Source organism: Pseudomonas sp. RIT-PI-S (genome assembly GCF_025642975.1).
GTDB lineage: Bacteria > Pseudomonadota > Gammaproteobacteria > Pseudomonadales > Pseudomonadaceae > Aquipseudomonas.
This window is the reverse complement of record NZ_JANZKJ010000004.1, coordinates 286,935-302,912: the sequence shown is the minus strand read 5'-3', so window position 1 is coordinate 302,912 and position 15,978 is coordinate 286,935. Positions and strand designations below refer to the sequence as shown.

Genomic DNA, 15,978 nt, shown 5'->3' with positions numbered 1-15,978 from the left:
GACAACGCCTGCGTTTGGCCATTACTTTGCTCTGGACCGCCTGCCCGGCGAACGCTGGGCATTCGAACGGCACGCCATGTCGGCGCATCGACCGACAGCACAACAATGACAATTCAGGGTGGCTTTCATGCAAACGAACACACGCGTGGACGTGAAACAGTGGATCGACGAGCGTCCCGTTTCACCGCAACAATGGCTCATCCTCGCGCTCTGCTTCTTCATTGTGCTATTCGACGGCGTCGACGTCGCGGTGATGGGCTTTATCGCTCCGGCGCTGATGCAGGACTGGGGCCTGAGCAAGGCCGCCTTCGGCCCGGTGATGAGCGCTGCGATGTTCGGCCTGGCCGCCGGCGCCATGCTCGCCGGCCCTTACGCCGACCGCTTCGGCCGCAAGAAAGTGTTGCTGCTGGCGGTGACCTGCTTCGCCGTGCTCAGCCTGGCCTGCGCCTTCGCCCGTAACCCCTATGAACTGGCCATCCTGCGCTTCCTTACGGGCATTGGCCTGGGCGCGGCCATGCCCAACACCACCACCCTGCTCTCTGAGTACCTGCCCGAACGTTACCGCTCGGTGCTGATCACGCTGATGTTCACCGGCTTCAACCTGGGCTCGGGCGCGGGTGGCTTCGTCGCCGCCTGGCTGTTGGGCGCCCACGGCTGGCACTCGGTGTTGATGGTCGGCGGCATCCTGCCGCTGCTGCTGGTGCCGTTCCTGTGGTTGTTCCTGCCTGAATCGGCGCGCTTCCTGGTGGTCAAGGGCGCCCCTGCCAGCGCCATCGCCAGGCTGCTCAACCGCATGGGCGGCCGCTTCAACGGCAGCGAACAGTTCACCTCGCCGGAGCCGTCCATCGTTCGCCGCATGCCGCTGAGCACTCTGTTCAACGAGCGCTTCCGCATGGGCACCCTGGCGCTATGGGCTACATATTTCATGGGCCTGATGGTCATCTACCTGACCATGGGCTGGCTGCCTACCTTGATGAAGGAATCGGGCATTTCGGTCGAGCAGGCCGCTCGCACCACGGGCCTGTTCCAGATCGGCGGCACCATTGGCGCGCTGGTCGTGGGCTGGACCATGGACCGGCGCCAGCCGAACCGGGTGATTGCCGGTGCCTACACGCTGGGTGCGCTATGCATCGCTTCGCTGGGCTTCGCCGGGTTGGAATCGACCCTGATGATCGTCGGCGTGGCGGCCGCCGGGTTCTTCATGAGCGGCGCGCAAACCGGCCTCAACGCCTTCGCCCCTAGCTACTACCCCACCGAAGCCCGCGCCACCGGCGTAAGCTGGATGCTGGGCGTGGGGCGCTTCGGTGCGATCTTCGGGTCGATCATCGGCGGGGTCGTTTTGGCCATGGGCCTGAGCCTGGTCACCTTGTTCATCCTGCTTGCGGTACCGGCGCTGATCGCGGCGCTGGCGATTCTTGCCAACGCCAAGGCCGCGCGACGCGCCTCGGCAAGCGCTCCGCAGGCTGTAGCAACCCATTGAAGTAAGGAAATAGACATGGCACGAATCATCGGCGGCCTCGCGGTCTCCCACACGCCCACCATCGGCTTTGCCGTGGATCACAACAAGCAGCAAGACCCGGCGTGGGCGCCGATCTTCGAGAATTTCGGCCCGATCTGCACCTGGCTCCAGGAGCGCAAGCCAGATGTGCTGTTCTACATCTACAACGACCACGTGACATCCTTCTTCTTCGACCATTACTCAGCCTTTGCACTGGGTGTGGACGAGCGCTATGAAGTTGCCGACGAAGGCGGTGGCCCGCGTGACCTGCCGGCGATCGAAGGCCACGCGGCGTTGAGCCGGCACATCGGGCAAAGCCTGATGGCCGAAGAATTCGACATGGCGTTCTTCCGCGACAAGCCCATCGACCACGGCCTGTTTTCGCCGATGTCGGCCTTGCTGCCGCACAGCGATGGCTGGCCGGTGAAGGTGGTGCCGCTGCAGATGGGCGTGTTGCAGTTCCCGATCCCCAGCGCCAGCCGCTGCTACAAGCTGGGCAAGGCACTGCGCCGGGCCATCGAGAGCTTCCCCGAAGACATCGACGTGGCCATCGTGGCCACCGGCGGCGTGTCGCACCAGGTGCACGGTGAGCGCTGTGGGTTCAACAACACCGAGTGGGACGCGCAATTTTTGAGCTCGCTGGTGCATGACCCCGAGCCGCTGACGCAGATGACCATCGCCGAGTTCGCCACCCTCGGCGGCCTGGAAGGCGCTGAAGTGGTGACCTGGCTGATCATGCGCGGCGCGCTCTCGGCCAACGTAGACCTGCTCCACCATGGCTACTACCTGCCGTCCATGACCGGGATCGCCACGCTGATCCTGGAAAACCAGGCCCGGCCGCTGCCGGTCGACCTGGCCGAGCGCTACCGCGCCAAGGCCGGCGAGCAACTCAAGGGTATCGAGGCGCTGGAAGGCACCTACCCCTTCGACCTGGCCCGCAGCGCCAAGGGCTATCGCCTCAACCGCTTCCTGCACCAGCTGATCGCCCCGGCGTTCCGCGAACGCTTCCGCGGCGAGCCGGAAACGCTGTTCGCCGAGCATGCCCTGACCGAGGAAGAACGCGAGCTGGTACGCCGCCGCGACTGGCGCGGGCTGATCCACTACGGGGTGATTTTCTTCCTGCTGGAGAAGCTCGGTGCAGTGGTGGGGGTGAGCAATCTGCACATCTACGCGCACATGCGCGGGCAGAGCCTGGAAGACTTCCAGGCCACCCGTAACCAGAAGGTGCTGTATTCGGTGGCGGGCAAGGAGCCAGCCAAGTCCTAAGCCTCGTTCCTGTGGGCTTTAGCGCCTGAATCCGTTGCGGCACGGCTTGTCGGCGCGCGGCCGTGACAGGGTGCCAACGTCTAGAGTCGCTCCGCCGGGCGGCTGACCACTCGCCGGATTTCCTCCATCAGCGCCTGCGCCGCTGGCGAATGCAGCGCATTGGCGCGGTGGATCAGGCCGATTGCGCGGCTGGTATGGCGCAGTTGCAAGGGCAGCCGTTGCAGGCTGCCGTTGGCGATCTCGTATTCCAGCTGGTGCGCCGACACGGCCGTGAGCATGTCCGACTGCAACAGCAACCCGCGGATCAGCGCCAGGTCGCCGGTTTCCACCACCGGTACCGGCGGCTCCAGCCCCATGGCTTCGAAAAACCCCTCCAGCAGCTGCCGCGCCGGCGTTGCCGCGCGCGGCAGGACCCAGCGCGCGTTGGCCAGGTCTGCCGGGCTCACGCCTTGGTCGAGCAAGGGGTGGCCGCGCTGCGCCAGCACCACCATTTCTTCGTTGAGCAAGGCTTCGCCGTGCAGGTCGGACGCGTATTCGCTCGGCCGCAGGGCGCCGAGGATGAAGTCCAGGTCGCCGGCGCGCAGTTCGCTGGCCAGCCATTCGAAGGGGCTTTCATGGGTGGCGATGCGCACCTGTGGGTGGGCCTGCAAGAGGGCGGTGATCGCTTGCGGCAGGATGCGTGTGCGGCACAGCGGCAAGGCGCCGATGGTCACCACGCCCTGCAGGTTGCCGCGCAGCGCGGCGAGGTCGGCGTCGATGTGGCGCAGCTCGTTCAGGGCGCGGCGGATCGGCACCAGCATGTCGGTGGCGATGCGGGTAGGCAGCAGCCCCCGTGGCGTTCGCTCGAACAGCACCTGGCCGCTGCCGTTTTCCAACACTTTCAGCGCCGAGCTCACCGCTGGCTGGGTCAAGCCGAAGTGGCTGGCCACGGTTTGCATGTGGCGGCTGGCACACAAGCGCACGAACACCTGCAACCGGCGGGCGTTGAGCAGGTACAGCGGTTCGGCCCCGGAGCTGTCGCCGACGATCGCCGGCACCCGCGCCAGTTCGCTGAGCGCAGCGCGGGCGCGGGGCATTACCCGCTTGCCGTGGTCGGTGAGGAGCATGCCATTGGCCCGGCGCTCGAACAGCACCGCGCCCAGGCGCTGTTCCAGGTCCGCGATGGCGCGGGTCACCACGGACTGCGCCCGGAACAGCGTTTCGCACGCCCGGGAGATACTTCCCAGCTCGGCCACCCGCACGAAGGCGCGAATTTGCATGAGATTCGGCACGTCCATCGATCACCCTGGCGGCCTACACCGGCCTTTGAACTTCGATAATTAAAACGCATACCTGCTGCAAGCCATCGCATTATGCCAGCGCGGCGCCGCATGCAAACCTGCTGTATCGAATAAGGAGCCGTCCATGTCTGAACCCAACAAGAAAACAGCGCTGGTGGTCAGTGCGCATTCCGCCGACTTCGTGTGGCGCGCAGGCGGCGCCATCGCCCTGCATGCGCAGCAGGGCTATGACGTGCACATCGTTTGCCTCTCGTATGGCGAGCGCGGCGAGTCGGCCAAGCTGTGGCGCAAAGGCGCCGAGATGACTGAAGCCCTGGTCAAGGAGTCTCGCCAGCGCGAGGCCGAGGCGGCCGCGGCCATCCTTGGCGCCACCGTGGAGTTCTTCGACCTGGGCGACTACCCGCTGCGCATCGACCACGACGCCTTGTTGCGCCTGGCGCGGGTGTATCGCCGGGTACAGCCGGAGTTCGTGCTCAGCCATTCCCGCCTGGACCCGTACAACTACGACCACCCGCGCGCGCTGGCCCTCGCCGAGGAAGCGCGAATCATCGCCCAGGCCGAAGGCTTCGAGCCTGGCCAGAAGATCATCGGCGCGCCGCCGGTGTATAGCTTCGAGCCGCATCAGCCCGAGCAATGCAGCTGGTGCCCGGACGTGCTGCTGGACATCACCTCGGTATGGGAGCAGAAGTACGCCGCCATCCAGTGCATGGCCGGCCAGGAACACCTGTGGGAGTACTACACCCGCGTGGCCCTGCAACGTGGCGTGCAAGCTAAGCGCAACGTGGGCATCACCTCGAGCAAGAACATCCAGTACGGCGAGGGCTATCAGAGCGTGTTCCCCCGCGTGACGGAGAACCTGGGATGAGCGCGCTGATCGGTAAAACCGGCGTTGTGGTCCGCCAGATCGACCGCGCAGACGCCACCGCCCTCAATGAACTGGCCACCCTGGGCGTTGCCACCGTGCATGAGGCCCAGGGGCGCAAGGGCCTGCTGCGGCGGGACATCCGGCCCATCCAACAGGACTTCGGCACTGCCGGCAGCGCCGTCACCGTGCTGGTGGCCCCTGGCGACAACTGGATGTTCCATGTGGCCGTGGAGCTATGCCAACCCGGCGACATCCTGGTAGTGGCGCCCTCCTCGCCTTGCGCCGACGGGTACTTCGGCGACCTGCTGGCGACCTCGCTCAAGGCCCGTGGCGTGGCCGCGCTGGTGATCGATGCCGGCGTGCGCGACACCCGCACCCTACGCGAGATGGGCTTCCCGGTGTGGTCGCGGGCAATCAGCGCCCAAGGCACCGTGAAGGAAACCCTCGGCTCGGTGAATATCCCCCTGGTGTGCGGCGATCAGCTGATCCATCCCGGCGACGCTATCGTCGCCGACGACGATGGCGTGGTCGTGGTGCGCCGTGGCGAAGTGGCTTCGGTGCTGGACGCCAGCCGCAGGCGCGCCGAGGTGGAAGAGCACAAGCGCGTGCGCCTGGCGGACGGTGAGCTGGGGCTGGACATCTACGACATGCGCCCACGGCTGGCCGAAAAGGGCCTGCGCTACGTGGACCGCCTCGACGACCTGGAGGCCTAGGCCATGGCCCAACGCGCCATTCCTTGCCTGATGATGCGCGGCGGCACCTCCAAGGGTGCCTATTTTCTTGCCAGCGACCTGCCCGCGGCCCCCGCTCAGCGTGACCGCGTGCTGCTGGCAGCGATGGGTTCGCCAGACCCACGGCAGATCGACGGCATCGGCGGCGCCGACTCGCTCACCAGCAAGGTGGCGATCATCAGCCCCTCGCCGCGCGCCGACGCCGATGTGGATTACCTCTTCGCCCAAGTAGTGGTGGCCGAACCCCGCGTGGATTACGGGCAGAACTGCGGCAATATTCTCGCCGGGGTCGGCCCCTTCGCCATCGAACGCGGGCTGGTGGCCGCCACCGGCGAGATGACCACCGTGCGCATTCACATGGTCAACACTGGGCAGATCGCCGTCGCCCAGGTGCCGGTGCAAGGCGGTAACGTTCGCTACGAAGGCGCCGCCAGAATCGACGGCGTGCCTGGCACCGCCGCCCCGCTGCTGGTGGAATTCACCGACGTGGCGGGCTCCAGTTGCGGCAGCCTGCTGCCCACTGGCAATGCCATCGACACCTTCGATGGGGTGCAGGTGACCTGCATCGACAATGGCATGCCAGTGATCGTAATGCGCGCCAGCGACCTTGGCGTGACCGGCTATGAAACCCCCGCCGAGCTGGACGCCGACGCTGCGCTCAAGCAGCGGGTGGAAGCCATACGGCTGCAGGCGGGGCCGCGGATGAACCTGGGCGATGTCTCCCAACGCAGCGTGCCAAAGATGTGCCTGGTGGCCGAGCCACGCGACGGCGGCGCGATCCACACCCGCAGTTTTATCCCGCACCGCTGCCATGCCTCCATCGGCGTGTTCGCGGCCGTGAGCGTGGCGTCAGCGTGCCTGCTCGAAGGCGGCGTGGCCCGCGGGCTGGCCTCCATCCCCCCAGGCGACCGCCCGCTGCTGTCGGTGGAACACCCTACCGGGGAGTTTTCCGTGGAGCTGCGCCTGGACAACGGCCAGATCGCCGGCTGCGGGCTGCTGCGCACCGCGAGGTTGCTGTTCGACGGCAAGGTGCAGGTGCCAGGAAGCCTCTGGCCCTGACCCAGCCCAGGCCCTGCCCGGCCTCAAGGCCAGGCAGGGCCGTACAGCGCACATGCAGTACCCACGCGACGCACAAAAACAATACGCGAGGTCCTTTCATGAAAATGCTCGGCAAACTGTACATCCAGGTACTGATCGCCATGGCCCTGGCGATCGCCCTGGGGTTGGCGGCGCCCGCCGTCGCGGTAAAGATGCAACCCCTTGGCACCGCGTTCATCGCCCTGCTCAAGATGCTGCTCGGCCCGATCATCTTCTTCACCGTGGTGCGCGGCATCGCCCATATCGGCGACTTCCGCCGGCTGGGGCGGATCGGCGTGAAAACCCTGGTCTACTTCGAAGTGGTCAGCACCCTGGCCATGCTGGTGGGCTTCGTGGTGGTGAGCCTGGTGCAACCCGGCGCGGGCTTGCACGCCAACCTCGATGGCAACCTCTCCCACCCGGTGCCTAAGCTCGCCGACAGCCAGTTCGATACCGTGGAGTTCCTGCTGGCGATCATCCCCAAAACCCTGGTGTCGGCGTTCGTGGGCGACCAGATACTCCCCGCCCTGTTCGTATCACTGCTGGTAGGCATCGCCCTGGCCGCTTGTGCCAAGCCCGACTGGATCGGCCTGCGCCTGCTCGATGAAGGGCAGACCGTGGTGTTCAAGCTGCTGAGCTACATCATGCGGCTGTCCCCCATTGGCGCCTTCGGTGCCATGGCCGCCGCGGTGGGCAGCTACGGCCATTCGACGTTGCTGTACCTGCTGCGCTACATCCTTACCTACTACGCCAGTGTGCTGATCTTCATCTTCCTGGTGCTCGGCAGCGTCGCTGCCCTGGCCGGGCTGTCGCTGCTCAAGATCCTCAAGATCATCAAAGAGGAAGCCATCATCGCCATGGGCACCGCGTCCAGCGAGGCAGCCTTCCCGCGCCTGGTGACCAAGCTGGAGAAAGCCGGCTGCGACGAAGCGGTAGTGGGTTTCGTGCTGCCGGCGGGCTACAGCTTCAATATCGACGGCGCTTGCCTCTACATGGCCTGCGGGCTGGGGTTCCTGGCGCAGGCCACGGACACGCCGCTGTCGCTCGGCCAGCAGCTGAGCCTGCTGGGGGTCATGCTGCTCACCAGCAAGGGCGGCGCCGGCGCCGCAGGTGGCGCGGTGATCAAGCTGGCGGCCACGCTGCAATCGGTGAAGCTGCTGCCCGACGGCGCTATCGGCCTGCTGTTCGGCATCGACCGGGTGCTGGCGATCGCCACATCCACGGTCAACGTGATCGGCAACAGTGTGGCGGTGTTCGTGATCAGCCGCTGGGAGGGCCTGCTCGACCGCGAACGCTTCGACGCCTGCGCCCGCGATGCCGGCGCGCCGCGCCTGAGCAGCCCCGCCGAAACGCCCCAGCCCCTGCAAGAGGACCTCAAATGAGCGCTAACACCCCTACGCCACCCCGCGTCGCCCTGATTGGCTTCGGCGAAGCCGGCGGCATTCTGGCCACCGACCTGGCCGCCCAGGGGCTGGCCGTCAGCACCTATGACCGGCTGCTGGCGCAAGCCGCCAGCCGCGCGCCGCTCGAGGCCCGTGCCGGTGAAGCCGGCGTGCGCCTGGCCGATAGCGCCGCCGCGGCCGCCGAAGGGGCTGACTGGGTGATCTCGGCGGTCACTGCAGGTTCGGCCCTCGACGTGGCGCGGCAACTGGCGCCGCACCTGCAGGCCGGCCAGTTGTTCATCGACATCAACTCCGTGGCGCCCAACACCAAGCGCAGCGCCCGGGATGCCATCGAAGCGGCAGGGGCCAGTTACATCGACGCCGCGGTGATGGCCCCGGTACCACCCAAGCGGCTGCAAACCCCGATCCTGCTCGGCGGGCGGCGGGCGGCGGCCCTGCTGCCGGAGCTGGCCGCGCTGGGCATGAATGTGCGGGCAGTCAGTGAAGAGGTCGGCGTGGCGTCGGCGATCAAGATGTGCCGCAGCATCCTGATCAAGGGGCTCGAAGCCTTGACGGCCGAAGCCATGACCACGGCGCGCCGCTATGGCGCCGAGGCCGAGGTGCTGCGCTCGCTGCACCAGAGCTTCCCGGAGATGGGCTGGGACGGCGCGCAGCCCCACTACCTGATCAGCCGCATCGCCGAACACGGCCGCCGCCGTGCCGAGGAAATGGAAGAAGTGGCCAAGACCGCTGGCGACGTGGGCGTGATTCCCCACATGAGCCAAGCCACGGTGCACGCCCAGCGCGGCCTGGTCGACGCCATGGCGGCGCAGGGCCTGGCCTACGCGGCGCTGGAACCCTTCGACTGGACCCGCCTCGCCGACGCCCTGGCGCACACCCCGGGCTAACGCCGGCCGCCGGGTTGCCGGCACCCAGGCCTGCATGGCCTTGCCTGCGCCATGGGCCTTGTTATAGTGGCCCCGCCTGCGCCGGCTTGGCGCATCCGGGGACCGCACCATGAAAGACATCGCCATCCTGCTCTATCCAGACATCCTCATGCTGGACATGGCCGGGCCGGTGGAAGTGTTTTCCATTGCCAACCGCTACCTGGAGCCCAGCCAGCATTACCGCATTTCCACCATCAGCACCGCCGGCCCCAGCGTGCGGGCGTCCAATGGCATCACCCTGCACGCGGACCTGCTCCTGAGCGAAGCGTCGCCGAGCTGGGATTTTCTCCTCGTGCCTGGCGGGCCGGGCGCCTACAACGACCGCCACGACGACGCCTTGCCCTGGCTGCAAGCGGCAGCGAAACAGTCCCGGCGCTTCGGTTCGATCTGCACCGGCGCCTTCGTGCTGGGTGAGGCCGGGCTGCTCGACCATCGCCATGTCACCACCCACTGGCACTACATCAGCCGCTTGCGCCAGCGCTTCCCCAGTGCCCAGATCGAAACGGACAAGATTTTCATCAAGGACGACAACCTGTTCACTTCCGGCGGCGTCACCGCCGGCATCGACATGGCGCTGTCGGTGGTCAGTGAAGACCACGGTCGCCAGATCGCCCTGGACGTCGCCAAGGTCTTGCTGGTGGTGATGCAACGCCAGGGCGGCCAGGCGCAGTTCAGCCCGCTGGTGGCGGCCATGGCCAAGGAAGACTCCGCCATCGGCCGGGTGCAGAACTACGTGCTCGATCACCTCGAAGAGCCCTTCAGCGTCGACCGCCTCGCTGGGCTGGCGGCCATGAGCCCGCGCCATTTCGCCCGCCTGTTCAGCCGCGAAACCAGCACCACGCCCATGGAGTTCGTGCAGCGGGCCCGGGTAGACCGCGCCCGCGAGCTGCTCGAAAACAGCGACCTGCCGCTCAAGACCGTCGCGTTTCGCAGCGGTTTTGGCAGCGCCCGGCATATGCGGCTGTCGTTCAGCGAGCGGTTGGGGCTGACCCCGGATCAGTATCGGCGCCAGTTCGGCTGAACCTGGGCGGGGCGGCACCCGCGGGACGATGGCCGTCGATGGCTCCTCTTTGGCAGTTTCGCGCCCTTCTCGGCAATTGCCGCCAGCGCGGCAGGTGCGACCATATCCGCATGGGTCGGTTCAAGGAGGTTCACCATGTCGGCTGTCGCCTGGTCGCTGCTTGCCACGCGGGTGAGTGGCGCATGTTTGCTGCTGGCTTGCCATGGCATGCCGCTGCTGAGTCGGTGGTACCGGTTGGTACAGGCGGACGATACCTCCCTCCTCTTGGGCGACGCCTTGACGCTGGGCCTTGGCCTGTTCAGCCTGCTCGTTTGCCCCCTGCTGGTGGCCGCGGGCATATGGGCGCGGTTGGCGTGCCTGCCCATTGTGCTTGGGCTGGGCGCGGCATTCGCCTTCGGCCAGGGCGGCGGCCTGGGCTGGATGTCGCTGCTGCTGTTGTGGCCAATAGCGGCGTTGGGCCCAGGCAGCCTGACCCTTGGAAGATTCAGCCAGCAAAGGCGGCGGCCCCTCGGCCCCGACAATGAAGCGATCCACGGCCCTGGCGAGATGGCCAGCAACTCCCCGCCGTCCTGGAACGAAACCCGTACGCTGTAACGAAACCGCCACGGTGGCTGCGCGCCTTGCGGTAGGGCCTGCCGGACCGCTTCGCTCTCACTGGCGCGTTTCCGCGCGCCCTTTGCTGTAACGAAAATGTTACACGCCTGCTCAGTCGCTTTTAGCGCAACTCATTGATTTTCCGAGCTAACCACGGGTGGCACGCTCCCTGCTCCATCCCCCGGGTGAAGGATTGGCTTTCACCCGGGATTTGGAACAGGACGACGCCCAATGTTTAGCACCCACGATCGAATTGCAGGCTACGACGACGAGCTGATGGCGATGATCGACGCCGAAGGCCAGCGCCAGGAGGCCCACATCGAGCTGATCGCTTCGGAGAACTATGCCAGCCCGCGGGTGATGCAGGCCCAAGGCAGCCTGCTGACCAACAAATATGCCGAGGGCTACCCAGGCAAGCGCTATTACGGTGGCTGCGCCGAGGTAGACAAGGTCGAGCAGCTGGCTATCGAGCGCGCCAAGGCACTGTTCGGCGCCGCCTATGCCAATGTCCAGCCGCACTCCGGGTCGCAAGCCAATGCCGCGGTGTATCTGGCGCTGCTGCAACCGGGCGACACCCTGCTGGGCATGAGCCTGGCCCACGGCGGGCACCTGACCCACGGCGCCGCGGTCAGCGCTTCGGGCAAGTTGTATAACGCCGTGCATTACGGAGTGAACGACCAGGGGCTGATCGACTACGACGAGGTCGCCCGCCTGGCCCAGGAACATCGCCCGAAGATGCTGGTGGCGGGGTTCTCGGCCTACTCCCGCTACCTGGACTTCCCGCGCCTGCGGCAGATTGCCGACAGCGTGGGTGCGCTGCTGCTCGTGGACATGGCCCATGTGGCCGGGCTGGTTGCCGCGGGCCTGTATCCCAACCCGGTGCCGTACGCCGACGTGGTGACCAGCACCACCCACAAGACCCTGCGCGGGCCGCGCGGCGGGTTGATCCTGGCGCGGGCCAACGACGCCCTCGAAAAGAAGCTCAACAGTGCAGTGTTCCCCGGCATCCAGGGCGGGCCGCTGATGCATGTGATCGCGGCCAAGGCCGTGTGCTTCAAGGAAGCGGCCGAGCCAGGCTTCGTCCACTACCAGCAGCAGGTGGTGGCCAATGCCAGGGCCATGGCCGCGGTGTTCGTGCAGCGCGGCTACGACGTGATCAGCGGCGGCACCGACAATCACCTGTTCTTGCTGAGCCTCGTACGCCAGGGCATCACCGGCAAGGACGCCGACGCCGCCCTGGGCCGCGCGGGCATTACCGTGAACAAGAACGCGGTGCCCAATGACCCGCAGTCACCCTTCGTCACCTCCGGCTTGCGCATCGGTTCGGCGGCGGTGACCACCCGCGGCTTCGATGCGGCGGCCTGCACACGGCTGGCCGGGTGGGTCTGCGATATTCTCGACCATTTGGGCGACGCCGAGGTCGAAGCATTGATCGCCCGCCAGGTCGCCCAGTTGTGCGCGGATTATCCGGTGTACCGCCGCTGACAGCCGCCTGGGCAAGCCATTGGCGCTGGCGTGCGAGGGGTCAACCGCAAGGTTGGCTATGCTATCGTCGGCGCCACTTGCTCAGGCCCTGCCGCCTTGGAGGTTGTCCCGTTGCCCGCCACCCAGAACCCGGTTCGCCAGAAGTTCTTCGCCTTGCTTGGATTTTCCGCCCTCACCTGGGCCGGCATGGCCGTCGCCGTTGGCTACGGCTGGGCCCGGGCCGACGCGCTGGGCCCCTCTGCCCGTTACTGGCTGCACGGCGGCGCCGCGGTGTGCATGTTGTTGCTGCTGGGCCTGGTGTACCTGTTTCTCACGCTGCGCCGCGCGCTCATGCAGCGCTCCGAACAGCTCAACCGCTATGCCTTCGAAGCCGAGCACGACCCGCTCACCGGGCTGATCAACCGCCGCGGCTTCAACTTGCACCTGGAGCTGGCCGTGGCCCACGCGCGCCGCGAGCAACGCCCGCTGACCCTGCTGTACCTGGACCTGGATGGCTTCAAGGCGATCAATGACCAGCACGGCCACGCCACGGGCGACCGGCTGCTGCGAATGCTCGGCGAACGCTGGCAAGACACCGTGCGCGATGACGAAGCCCTGGCCCGCCTGGGCGGCGATGAATTCGCCCTGCTGGCCTACGGCGGCGGCGAAGGCGTGGAGGTGCTTGCCCAGCGGCTGATCGACCTTGCTCAAGGCACCGTGCTCGAGGACCTGCCCGACGCCCGCATAGGGGTGAGCATCGGCATGGCCGAATTCCCCCGCCACGGCGAAGACCGCCGGGCCCTCACCCACGCCGCCGACGGCGCCATGTACATGGCGAAAAACGCCGGCAAGCAGTGCTTTCGCTGGGCGGAATAGGTACGAGAACGGGCGTTCATATGCCCCGCTGGGGTCGAGGTGAGCCCCTAACACCTCACGCGCACCCACACCCCAGGTTCACACCTTCGTTCGCCGTCAGAGTAAAGCCCTCGTCCAGCCAGCCGGTGACCCCGCCGAGCATCTCCTTGACCGCGAACCCGAGCCCGGCCAGGCGCACGGCGGCCCGGTGCACGCCGTTGCAGTGGGGGCCGGCGCAATAGACCACGAATAAGGTAGACGCCGGATAAGCCGCCAATCGCTCGGCGGTGAGGGTGCGTTGGGGCAAGTTGATGGCCCCGGGGATATGCCCGGCGGCGAAGGCCTCGGCGCCGCGAACGTCCACCAGCAGATAGTCCACCTCGCCTTCGCGCTGGCTGTGATACACGTCCGAGCAATCGGTTTCGAAGCTCAGGCGCCGGCTGAAGTGGGCCAGGGCATCGGCGGCGAGTGCGGCTGGGGTCTGGCTAACGAGGCTGGGCATGGCGGTTTCCTTGGTTGAAGGCTTGGGGGCGTTGCGAGCCGATCGCTGAGGCGGGGCCTGCAAAAACAGTCGGGGCCGTTTCGTAGGGCGGCAAGGCTGTAGGTCGTAGGCTTCGCCCGCTCCCGCGGCGCCGAAGTACTGTATTTGCCTTGGCGCCCCGGCTACAGTGGCTGCTTTGCCAAGCACCGGCAGGTTTCCGCCAAATGCAGCCAAACATCAACGCCGTTGCCATCGTTGCCTACGATGGCCTGTGCACCTTCGAATTCGGTATTGCCGTGGAGATCTTTGGCTTGGCGCGGCCGGAGTTCGACTTTCCCTGGTACCGGCACCGGATCGTGGCCGCCGACGCGGGCCCGATGCGCGCCATGGGCGGGTTCCAGATCATGGCGGACGCCGGCCTCGAAGGCCTGGCGGAGGCCGGCACGGTGGTCATTCCCGGTTGGCGAGACCGTGACCTGCCGCCGCCACCCGCGCTGCTCGACGCCCTGCGCACCGCCTACCAGCGCGGGGCGCGGCTGGTGTCGATCTGCTCCGGTGTGTTCGTGCTGGCCGCGGCCGGGCTGCTCGACGGCAAGCGCGCCACTACCCACTGGCGCTATACCGATGAACTGGCCGAACGTTTTCCCTCGATCGACGTAGACCCCGGCGTGCTCTACGTGGACGCCGGGCAAATCATCACCTCGGCCGGCAGCGCGGCCGGTATCGACGCTTGCCTGCACCTGGTCGCACGGGACTTCGGCACCGCCGTGGCCAACAGCGTGGCGCGCAGGCTGGTGATGGCGCCGCAACGCTCGGGCGGCCAGCTGCAGTTCATTCCCGCGCCGGTGGCCCGGGACAGCCGCCACGACCTCGCCCAGGTGCTGGACTGGGCCCGCCAGCGGCTGCATCGGCCGTTGAGCGTCGCCGCGATGGCCGAGCGCGCCCTGATGAGCGAGCGGACCTTCCTGCGGCGGTTCACCGAAGCCACCGGCCTTGGGCCCAAGGCCTGGCTGCAACAGGCGCGGCTGGCCTTGGCGCGGGAACTGCTGGAAGCCAGCGCCCTGCCCATCGACCGCCTTGCCGAGCGCTGTGGCTTCGGCTCGGTAGAGAGCTTTCGCCTGGCCTTTCGCAAGCACAGCGGCCTGGCGCCGTCCGCCTACCGCGAGCGCTTTGGTGGCCTCATGCGCCCGGCTGCAACTTGACCTTGATCCAGCCCGTGTCGTGGCGGTCGAACGCTTCGAAGGCGGCGACCGCATCGCTCAGCGGCTCGGCCTGGGTCAGCACCTTGGCCGGGTCGACCCGGCCGGCGAGGGTCAGGTCGATCAACTTGGGGATGTACTTGCGGTGATGGCAGTTGCCCATGTTGATCGTCAGGTTCTTGTTCATCGCCGCGCCGATGGGGAAGCTGTCGAAGCCGGGCGGGTACACGCCGATGATCGACAGCGTGCCGGCCTTGGCCAGGGCCTGGATCGCCCATTGCAGCGCTTGCGCCGGGGCATCCCCGGGCTGCCACTGGGCATGGCTGTGGCTGTGCCCGCCATGCTGATGGTTGGCATCGATGCCCACCGCGTCGATGGCGCGGTCCACCCCAATGCCTGCGGTCAGCCGTTGCAGGGTTTCGACCGGGTCTTCCTGTTCGAAGTCGATGCATTCGGCGCCCAACGCCCGTGCCCGCTCCAGCCGATCAGGCAAGCCGTCGATGGCGAACACCCTGCCGGCGCCCATCAGCTTGGCGCTGACGATGGTGAACAGCCCGACCGGGCCACAACCGAACACCGCCACGCTATCGCCATCCTTGATCTCGGCCATCTCCGCGCCGAACCAGGCGGTAGGGAAGATATCCGACATGGCGATGGCCTGGTCGTCGCTGATCGCGTCCGGCAACTTGATCAAGCCGATGTTGGCGTAGGGGATGCGCGCCTTCTCCGCCTGCAGGCCGTGGAAGGGCCCAGTGCCCTTTGGCCCGCCGAAGAACGAGGTGCCCGCCGCCTTGCCGTTGGGGTTGGCCACGTCGCATTGGGAAAAGTAGCCGGCGCGGCAGTACGAGCAGTTGCCGCAGGCGATGGTCGAGGGAATCACCACGCGGTCGCCGACCTTGAGGTTACGCACGTCCGCGCCAAGGGCCTCGACCACCCCTACCCCTTCATGGCCGAGGATCGTCCCCGGCTGCATGTCTGGGAAACTGCCGCGAATAAAGTGCAGGTCGGTGCCGCAGATTGCCGAAGCGGTCAGCCGCACGATGGCGTCCGTGGGCGCTTCGATCGTTGGGTCCGGGACGTCATCGACGCGGATATCGCCTTGCCCGTGAAAAACCACTGCTTTCATCTGTCACCTCCAAGGTAGGTCGGGTGTGGGAAAGCGCTGGCCCCCCGCGGCAGACATGGCCCGGTGCCGGCTAGCTACCAGCATAGAGGCGGGGCTCGCCGCGCAAGTTTGAAAAAACGCTGAGCGCGGCGGACCGGTGGTCATCCAAAGCATATGGAACGCCAAGGGACGATCGCGGGTCGGTTGAAGTAG

Annotated in this window: 15 protein-coding genes; 12 read left to right on the top strand and 3 right to left on the bottom strand. The window is 66.9% G+C overall.

Features of this window, described 5'->3' with window-relative positions:
• Positions 1-127 precede the first annotated feature (127 nt).
• Together OGL93_RS09255 and OGL93_RS09250 are read left to right on the top strand one after the other, a co-directional pair.
• The gene (locus tag OGL93_RS09255) at positions 128-1,480 is read left to right on the top strand and encodes an aromatic acid/H+ symport family MFS transporter (protein WP_263262323.1); all 1,353 of its coding nucleotides are present in this window, start codon (positions 128-130) and stop codon (positions 1,478-1,480) included.
• A 15-nt stretch (positions 1,481-1,495) separates the two neighbouring features.
• On the top strand, positions 1,496-2,764 hold the full coding sequence (locus OGL93_RS09250; RefSeq protein WP_263262322.1) for a gallate dioxygenase: 1,269 nt from the start codon (positions 1,496-1,498) through the stop codon (positions 2,762-2,764).
• Positions 2,765-2,844: 80 nt separating this feature from the next.
• Here the strand turns inward: OGL93_RS09250 and OGL93_RS09245 are convergent, their stop codons facing one another.
• Positions 2,845-4,023, bottom strand: a complete 1,179-nt coding sequence (locus tag OGL93_RS09245) for a LysR substrate-binding domain-containing protein (protein ID WP_263262321.1) — start codon at positions 4,021-4,023, stop codon at positions 2,845-2,847.
• A gap of 145 nt (positions 4,024-4,168) precedes the next feature.
• Here OGL93_RS09245 and galB point away from each other — a divergent pair, with 145 nt between their 5' ends.
• The 9 genes from galB to OGL93_RS09200 all read left to right on the top strand — a co-directional run bounded on the left by galB (position 4,169) and on the right by OGL93_RS09200 (position 13,001).
• On the top strand, positions 4,169-4,909 hold the full coding sequence (gene galB, locus OGL93_RS09240) for a 4-oxalmesaconate hydratase (RefSeq protein WP_263262320.1): 741 nt from the start codon (positions 4,169-4,171) through the stop codon (positions 4,907-4,909).
• Positions 4,906-5,622: a 4-carboxy-4-hydroxy-2-oxoadipate aldolase/oxaloacetate decarboxylase gene (locus OGL93_RS09235; RefSeq protein ID WP_263262319.1), complete on the top strand. Its 717-nt coding sequence runs from the start codon at positions 4,906-4,908 to the stop codon at positions 5,620-5,622. The genes galB and OGL93_RS09235 overlap by 4 nt, the downstream gene beginning before the upstream one ends.
• 3 nt (positions 5,623-5,625) lie before the next feature.
• Positions 5,626-6,699 carry a 4-oxalomesaconate tautomerase gene (locus tag OGL93_RS09230; protein WP_263262318.1) on the top strand — a complete coding sequence of 358 codons (1,074 nt, stop codon included), beginning with the start codon at positions 5,626-5,628 and terminating at the stop codon, positions 6,697-6,699.
• A gap of 98 nt (positions 6,700-6,797) precedes the next feature.
• On the top strand, positions 6,798-8,099 hold the full coding sequence (locus OGL93_RS09225; protein ID WP_263262317.1) for a cation:dicarboxylase symporter family transporter: 1,302 nt from the start codon (positions 6,798-6,800) through the stop codon (positions 8,097-8,099).
• Positions 8,096-9,007 (top strand): NAD(P)-dependent oxidoreductase, encoded by a 912-nt coding sequence (locus OGL93_RS09220; RefSeq protein WP_263262316.1) that lies wholly within the window; start codon positions 8,096-8,098, stop codon positions 9,005-9,007. Before OGL93_RS09225 ends, OGL93_RS09220 begins: the two co-directional genes overlap by 4 nt.
• Before the next feature lie 109 nt (positions 9,008-9,116).
• Entirely contained in the window at positions 9,117-10,067 is a 951-nt protein-coding gene (locus tag OGL93_RS09215) for a GlxA family transcriptional regulator (protein ID WP_263262315.1), read from the top strand.
• A gap of 135 nt (positions 10,068-10,202) precedes the next feature.
• On the top strand, positions 10,203-10,661 hold the full coding sequence (locus OGL93_RS09210; protein WP_263262314.1) for a LysR family transcriptional regulator: 459 nt from the start codon (positions 10,203-10,205) through the stop codon (positions 10,659-10,661).
• A gap of 231 nt (positions 10,662-10,892) precedes the next feature.
• Positions 10,893-12,146, top strand: coding sequence for a serine hydroxymethyltransferase (gene glyA, locus OGL93_RS09205; RefSeq protein WP_263262313.1), 1,254 nt, complete (start codon positions 10,893-10,895; stop codon positions 12,144-12,146).
• A 111-nt stretch (positions 12,147-12,257) separates the two neighbouring features.
• Entirely contained in the window at positions 12,258-13,001 is a 744-nt protein-coding gene (locus OGL93_RS09200) for a GGDEF domain-containing protein (RefSeq protein WP_263262312.1), read from the top strand.
• A 55-nt stretch (positions 13,002-13,056) separates the two neighbouring features.
• On the opposite strand, the gene OGL93_RS09195 is transcribed toward OGL93_RS09200, so the two are convergent.
• On the bottom strand, positions 13,057-13,482 hold the full coding sequence (locus tag OGL93_RS09195; RefSeq protein ID WP_263262311.1) for a rhodanese-like domain-containing protein: 426 nt from the start codon (positions 13,480-13,482) through the stop codon (positions 13,057-13,059).
• A gap of 203 nt (positions 13,483-13,685) precedes the next feature.
• Between OGL93_RS09195 and ftrA the strand changes: the two genes are divergently transcribed.
• Positions 13,686-14,663, top strand: a complete 978-nt coding sequence (ftrA, locus tag OGL93_RS09190) for a transcriptional regulator FtrA (RefSeq protein WP_263262310.1) — start codon at positions 13,686-13,688, stop codon at positions 14,661-14,663.
• On the opposite strand, the gene OGL93_RS09185 is transcribed toward ftrA, so the two are convergent.
• Positions 14,641-15,786 carry a zinc-dependent alcohol dehydrogenase gene (locus tag OGL93_RS09185; RefSeq protein ID WP_263262309.1) on the bottom strand — a complete coding sequence of 382 codons (1,146 nt, stop codon included), beginning with the start codon at positions 15,784-15,786 and terminating at the stop codon, positions 14,641-14,643. The two genes, ftrA and OGL93_RS09185, sit on opposite strands and share 23 nt — an antisense overlap.
• Positions 15,787-15,978 lie beyond the last annotated feature (192 nt).

Bases quoted from the DNA above. Each gene is read 5' to 3' on its own strand.
- ftrA (WP_263262310.1), top strand. From the start codon at position 13,686: ATGCAGCCAAACATCAACGCCGTTGCCATCGTTGCCTACGATGGCCTG.
- OGL93_RS09225 (WP_263262317.1), top strand. From the start codon at position 6,798: ATGAAAATGCTCGGCAAACTGTACATCCAGGTACTGATCGCCATGGCC.
- glyA (WP_263262313.1), top strand. From the start codon at position 10,893: ATGTTTAGCACCCACGATCGAATTGCAGGCTACGACGACGAGCTGATG.
- galB (WP_263262320.1), top strand. From the start codon at position 4,169: ATGTCTGAACCCAACAAGAAAACAGCGCTGGTGGTCAGTGCGCATTCC.
- OGL93_RS09255 (WP_263262323.1), top strand. From the start codon at position 128: ATGCAAACGAACACACGCGTGGACGTGAAACAGTGGATCGACGAGCGT.
- OGL93_RS09215 (WP_263262315.1), top strand. From the start codon at position 9,117: ATGAAAGACATCGCCATCCTGCTCTATCCAGACATCCTCATGCTGGAC.
- OGL93_RS09230 (WP_263262318.1), top strand. From the start codon at position 5,626: ATGGCCCAACGCGCCATTCCTTGCCTGATGATGCGCGGCGGCACCTCC.
- OGL93_RS09235 (WP_263262319.1), top strand. From the start codon at position 4,906: ATGAGCGCGCTGATCGGTAAAACCGGCGTTGTGGTCCGCCAGATCGAC.
- OGL93_RS09185 (WP_263262309.1), bottom strand. From the start codon at position 15,786: ATGAAAGCAGTGGTTTTTCACGGGCAAGGCGATATCCGCGTCGATGAC.
- OGL93_RS09210 (WP_263262314.1), top strand. From the start codon at position 10,203: ATGTCGGCTGTCGCCTGGTCGCTGCTTGCCACGCGGGTGAGTGGCGCA.
- OGL93_RS09250 (WP_263262322.1), top strand. From the start codon at position 1,496: ATGGCACGAATCATCGGCGGCCTCGCGGTCTCCCACACGCCCACCATC.
- OGL93_RS09195 (WP_263262311.1), bottom strand. From the start codon at position 13,482: ATGCCCAGCCTCGTTAGCCAGACCCCAGCCGCACTCGCCGCCGATGCC.
- OGL93_RS09245 (WP_263262321.1), bottom strand. From the start codon at position 4,023: ATGCAAATTCGCGCCTTCGTGCGGGTGGCCGAGCTGGGAAGTATCTCC.
- OGL93_RS09220 (WP_263262316.1), top strand. From the start codon at position 8,096: ATGAGCGCTAACACCCCTACGCCACCCCGCGTCGCCCTGATTGGCTTC.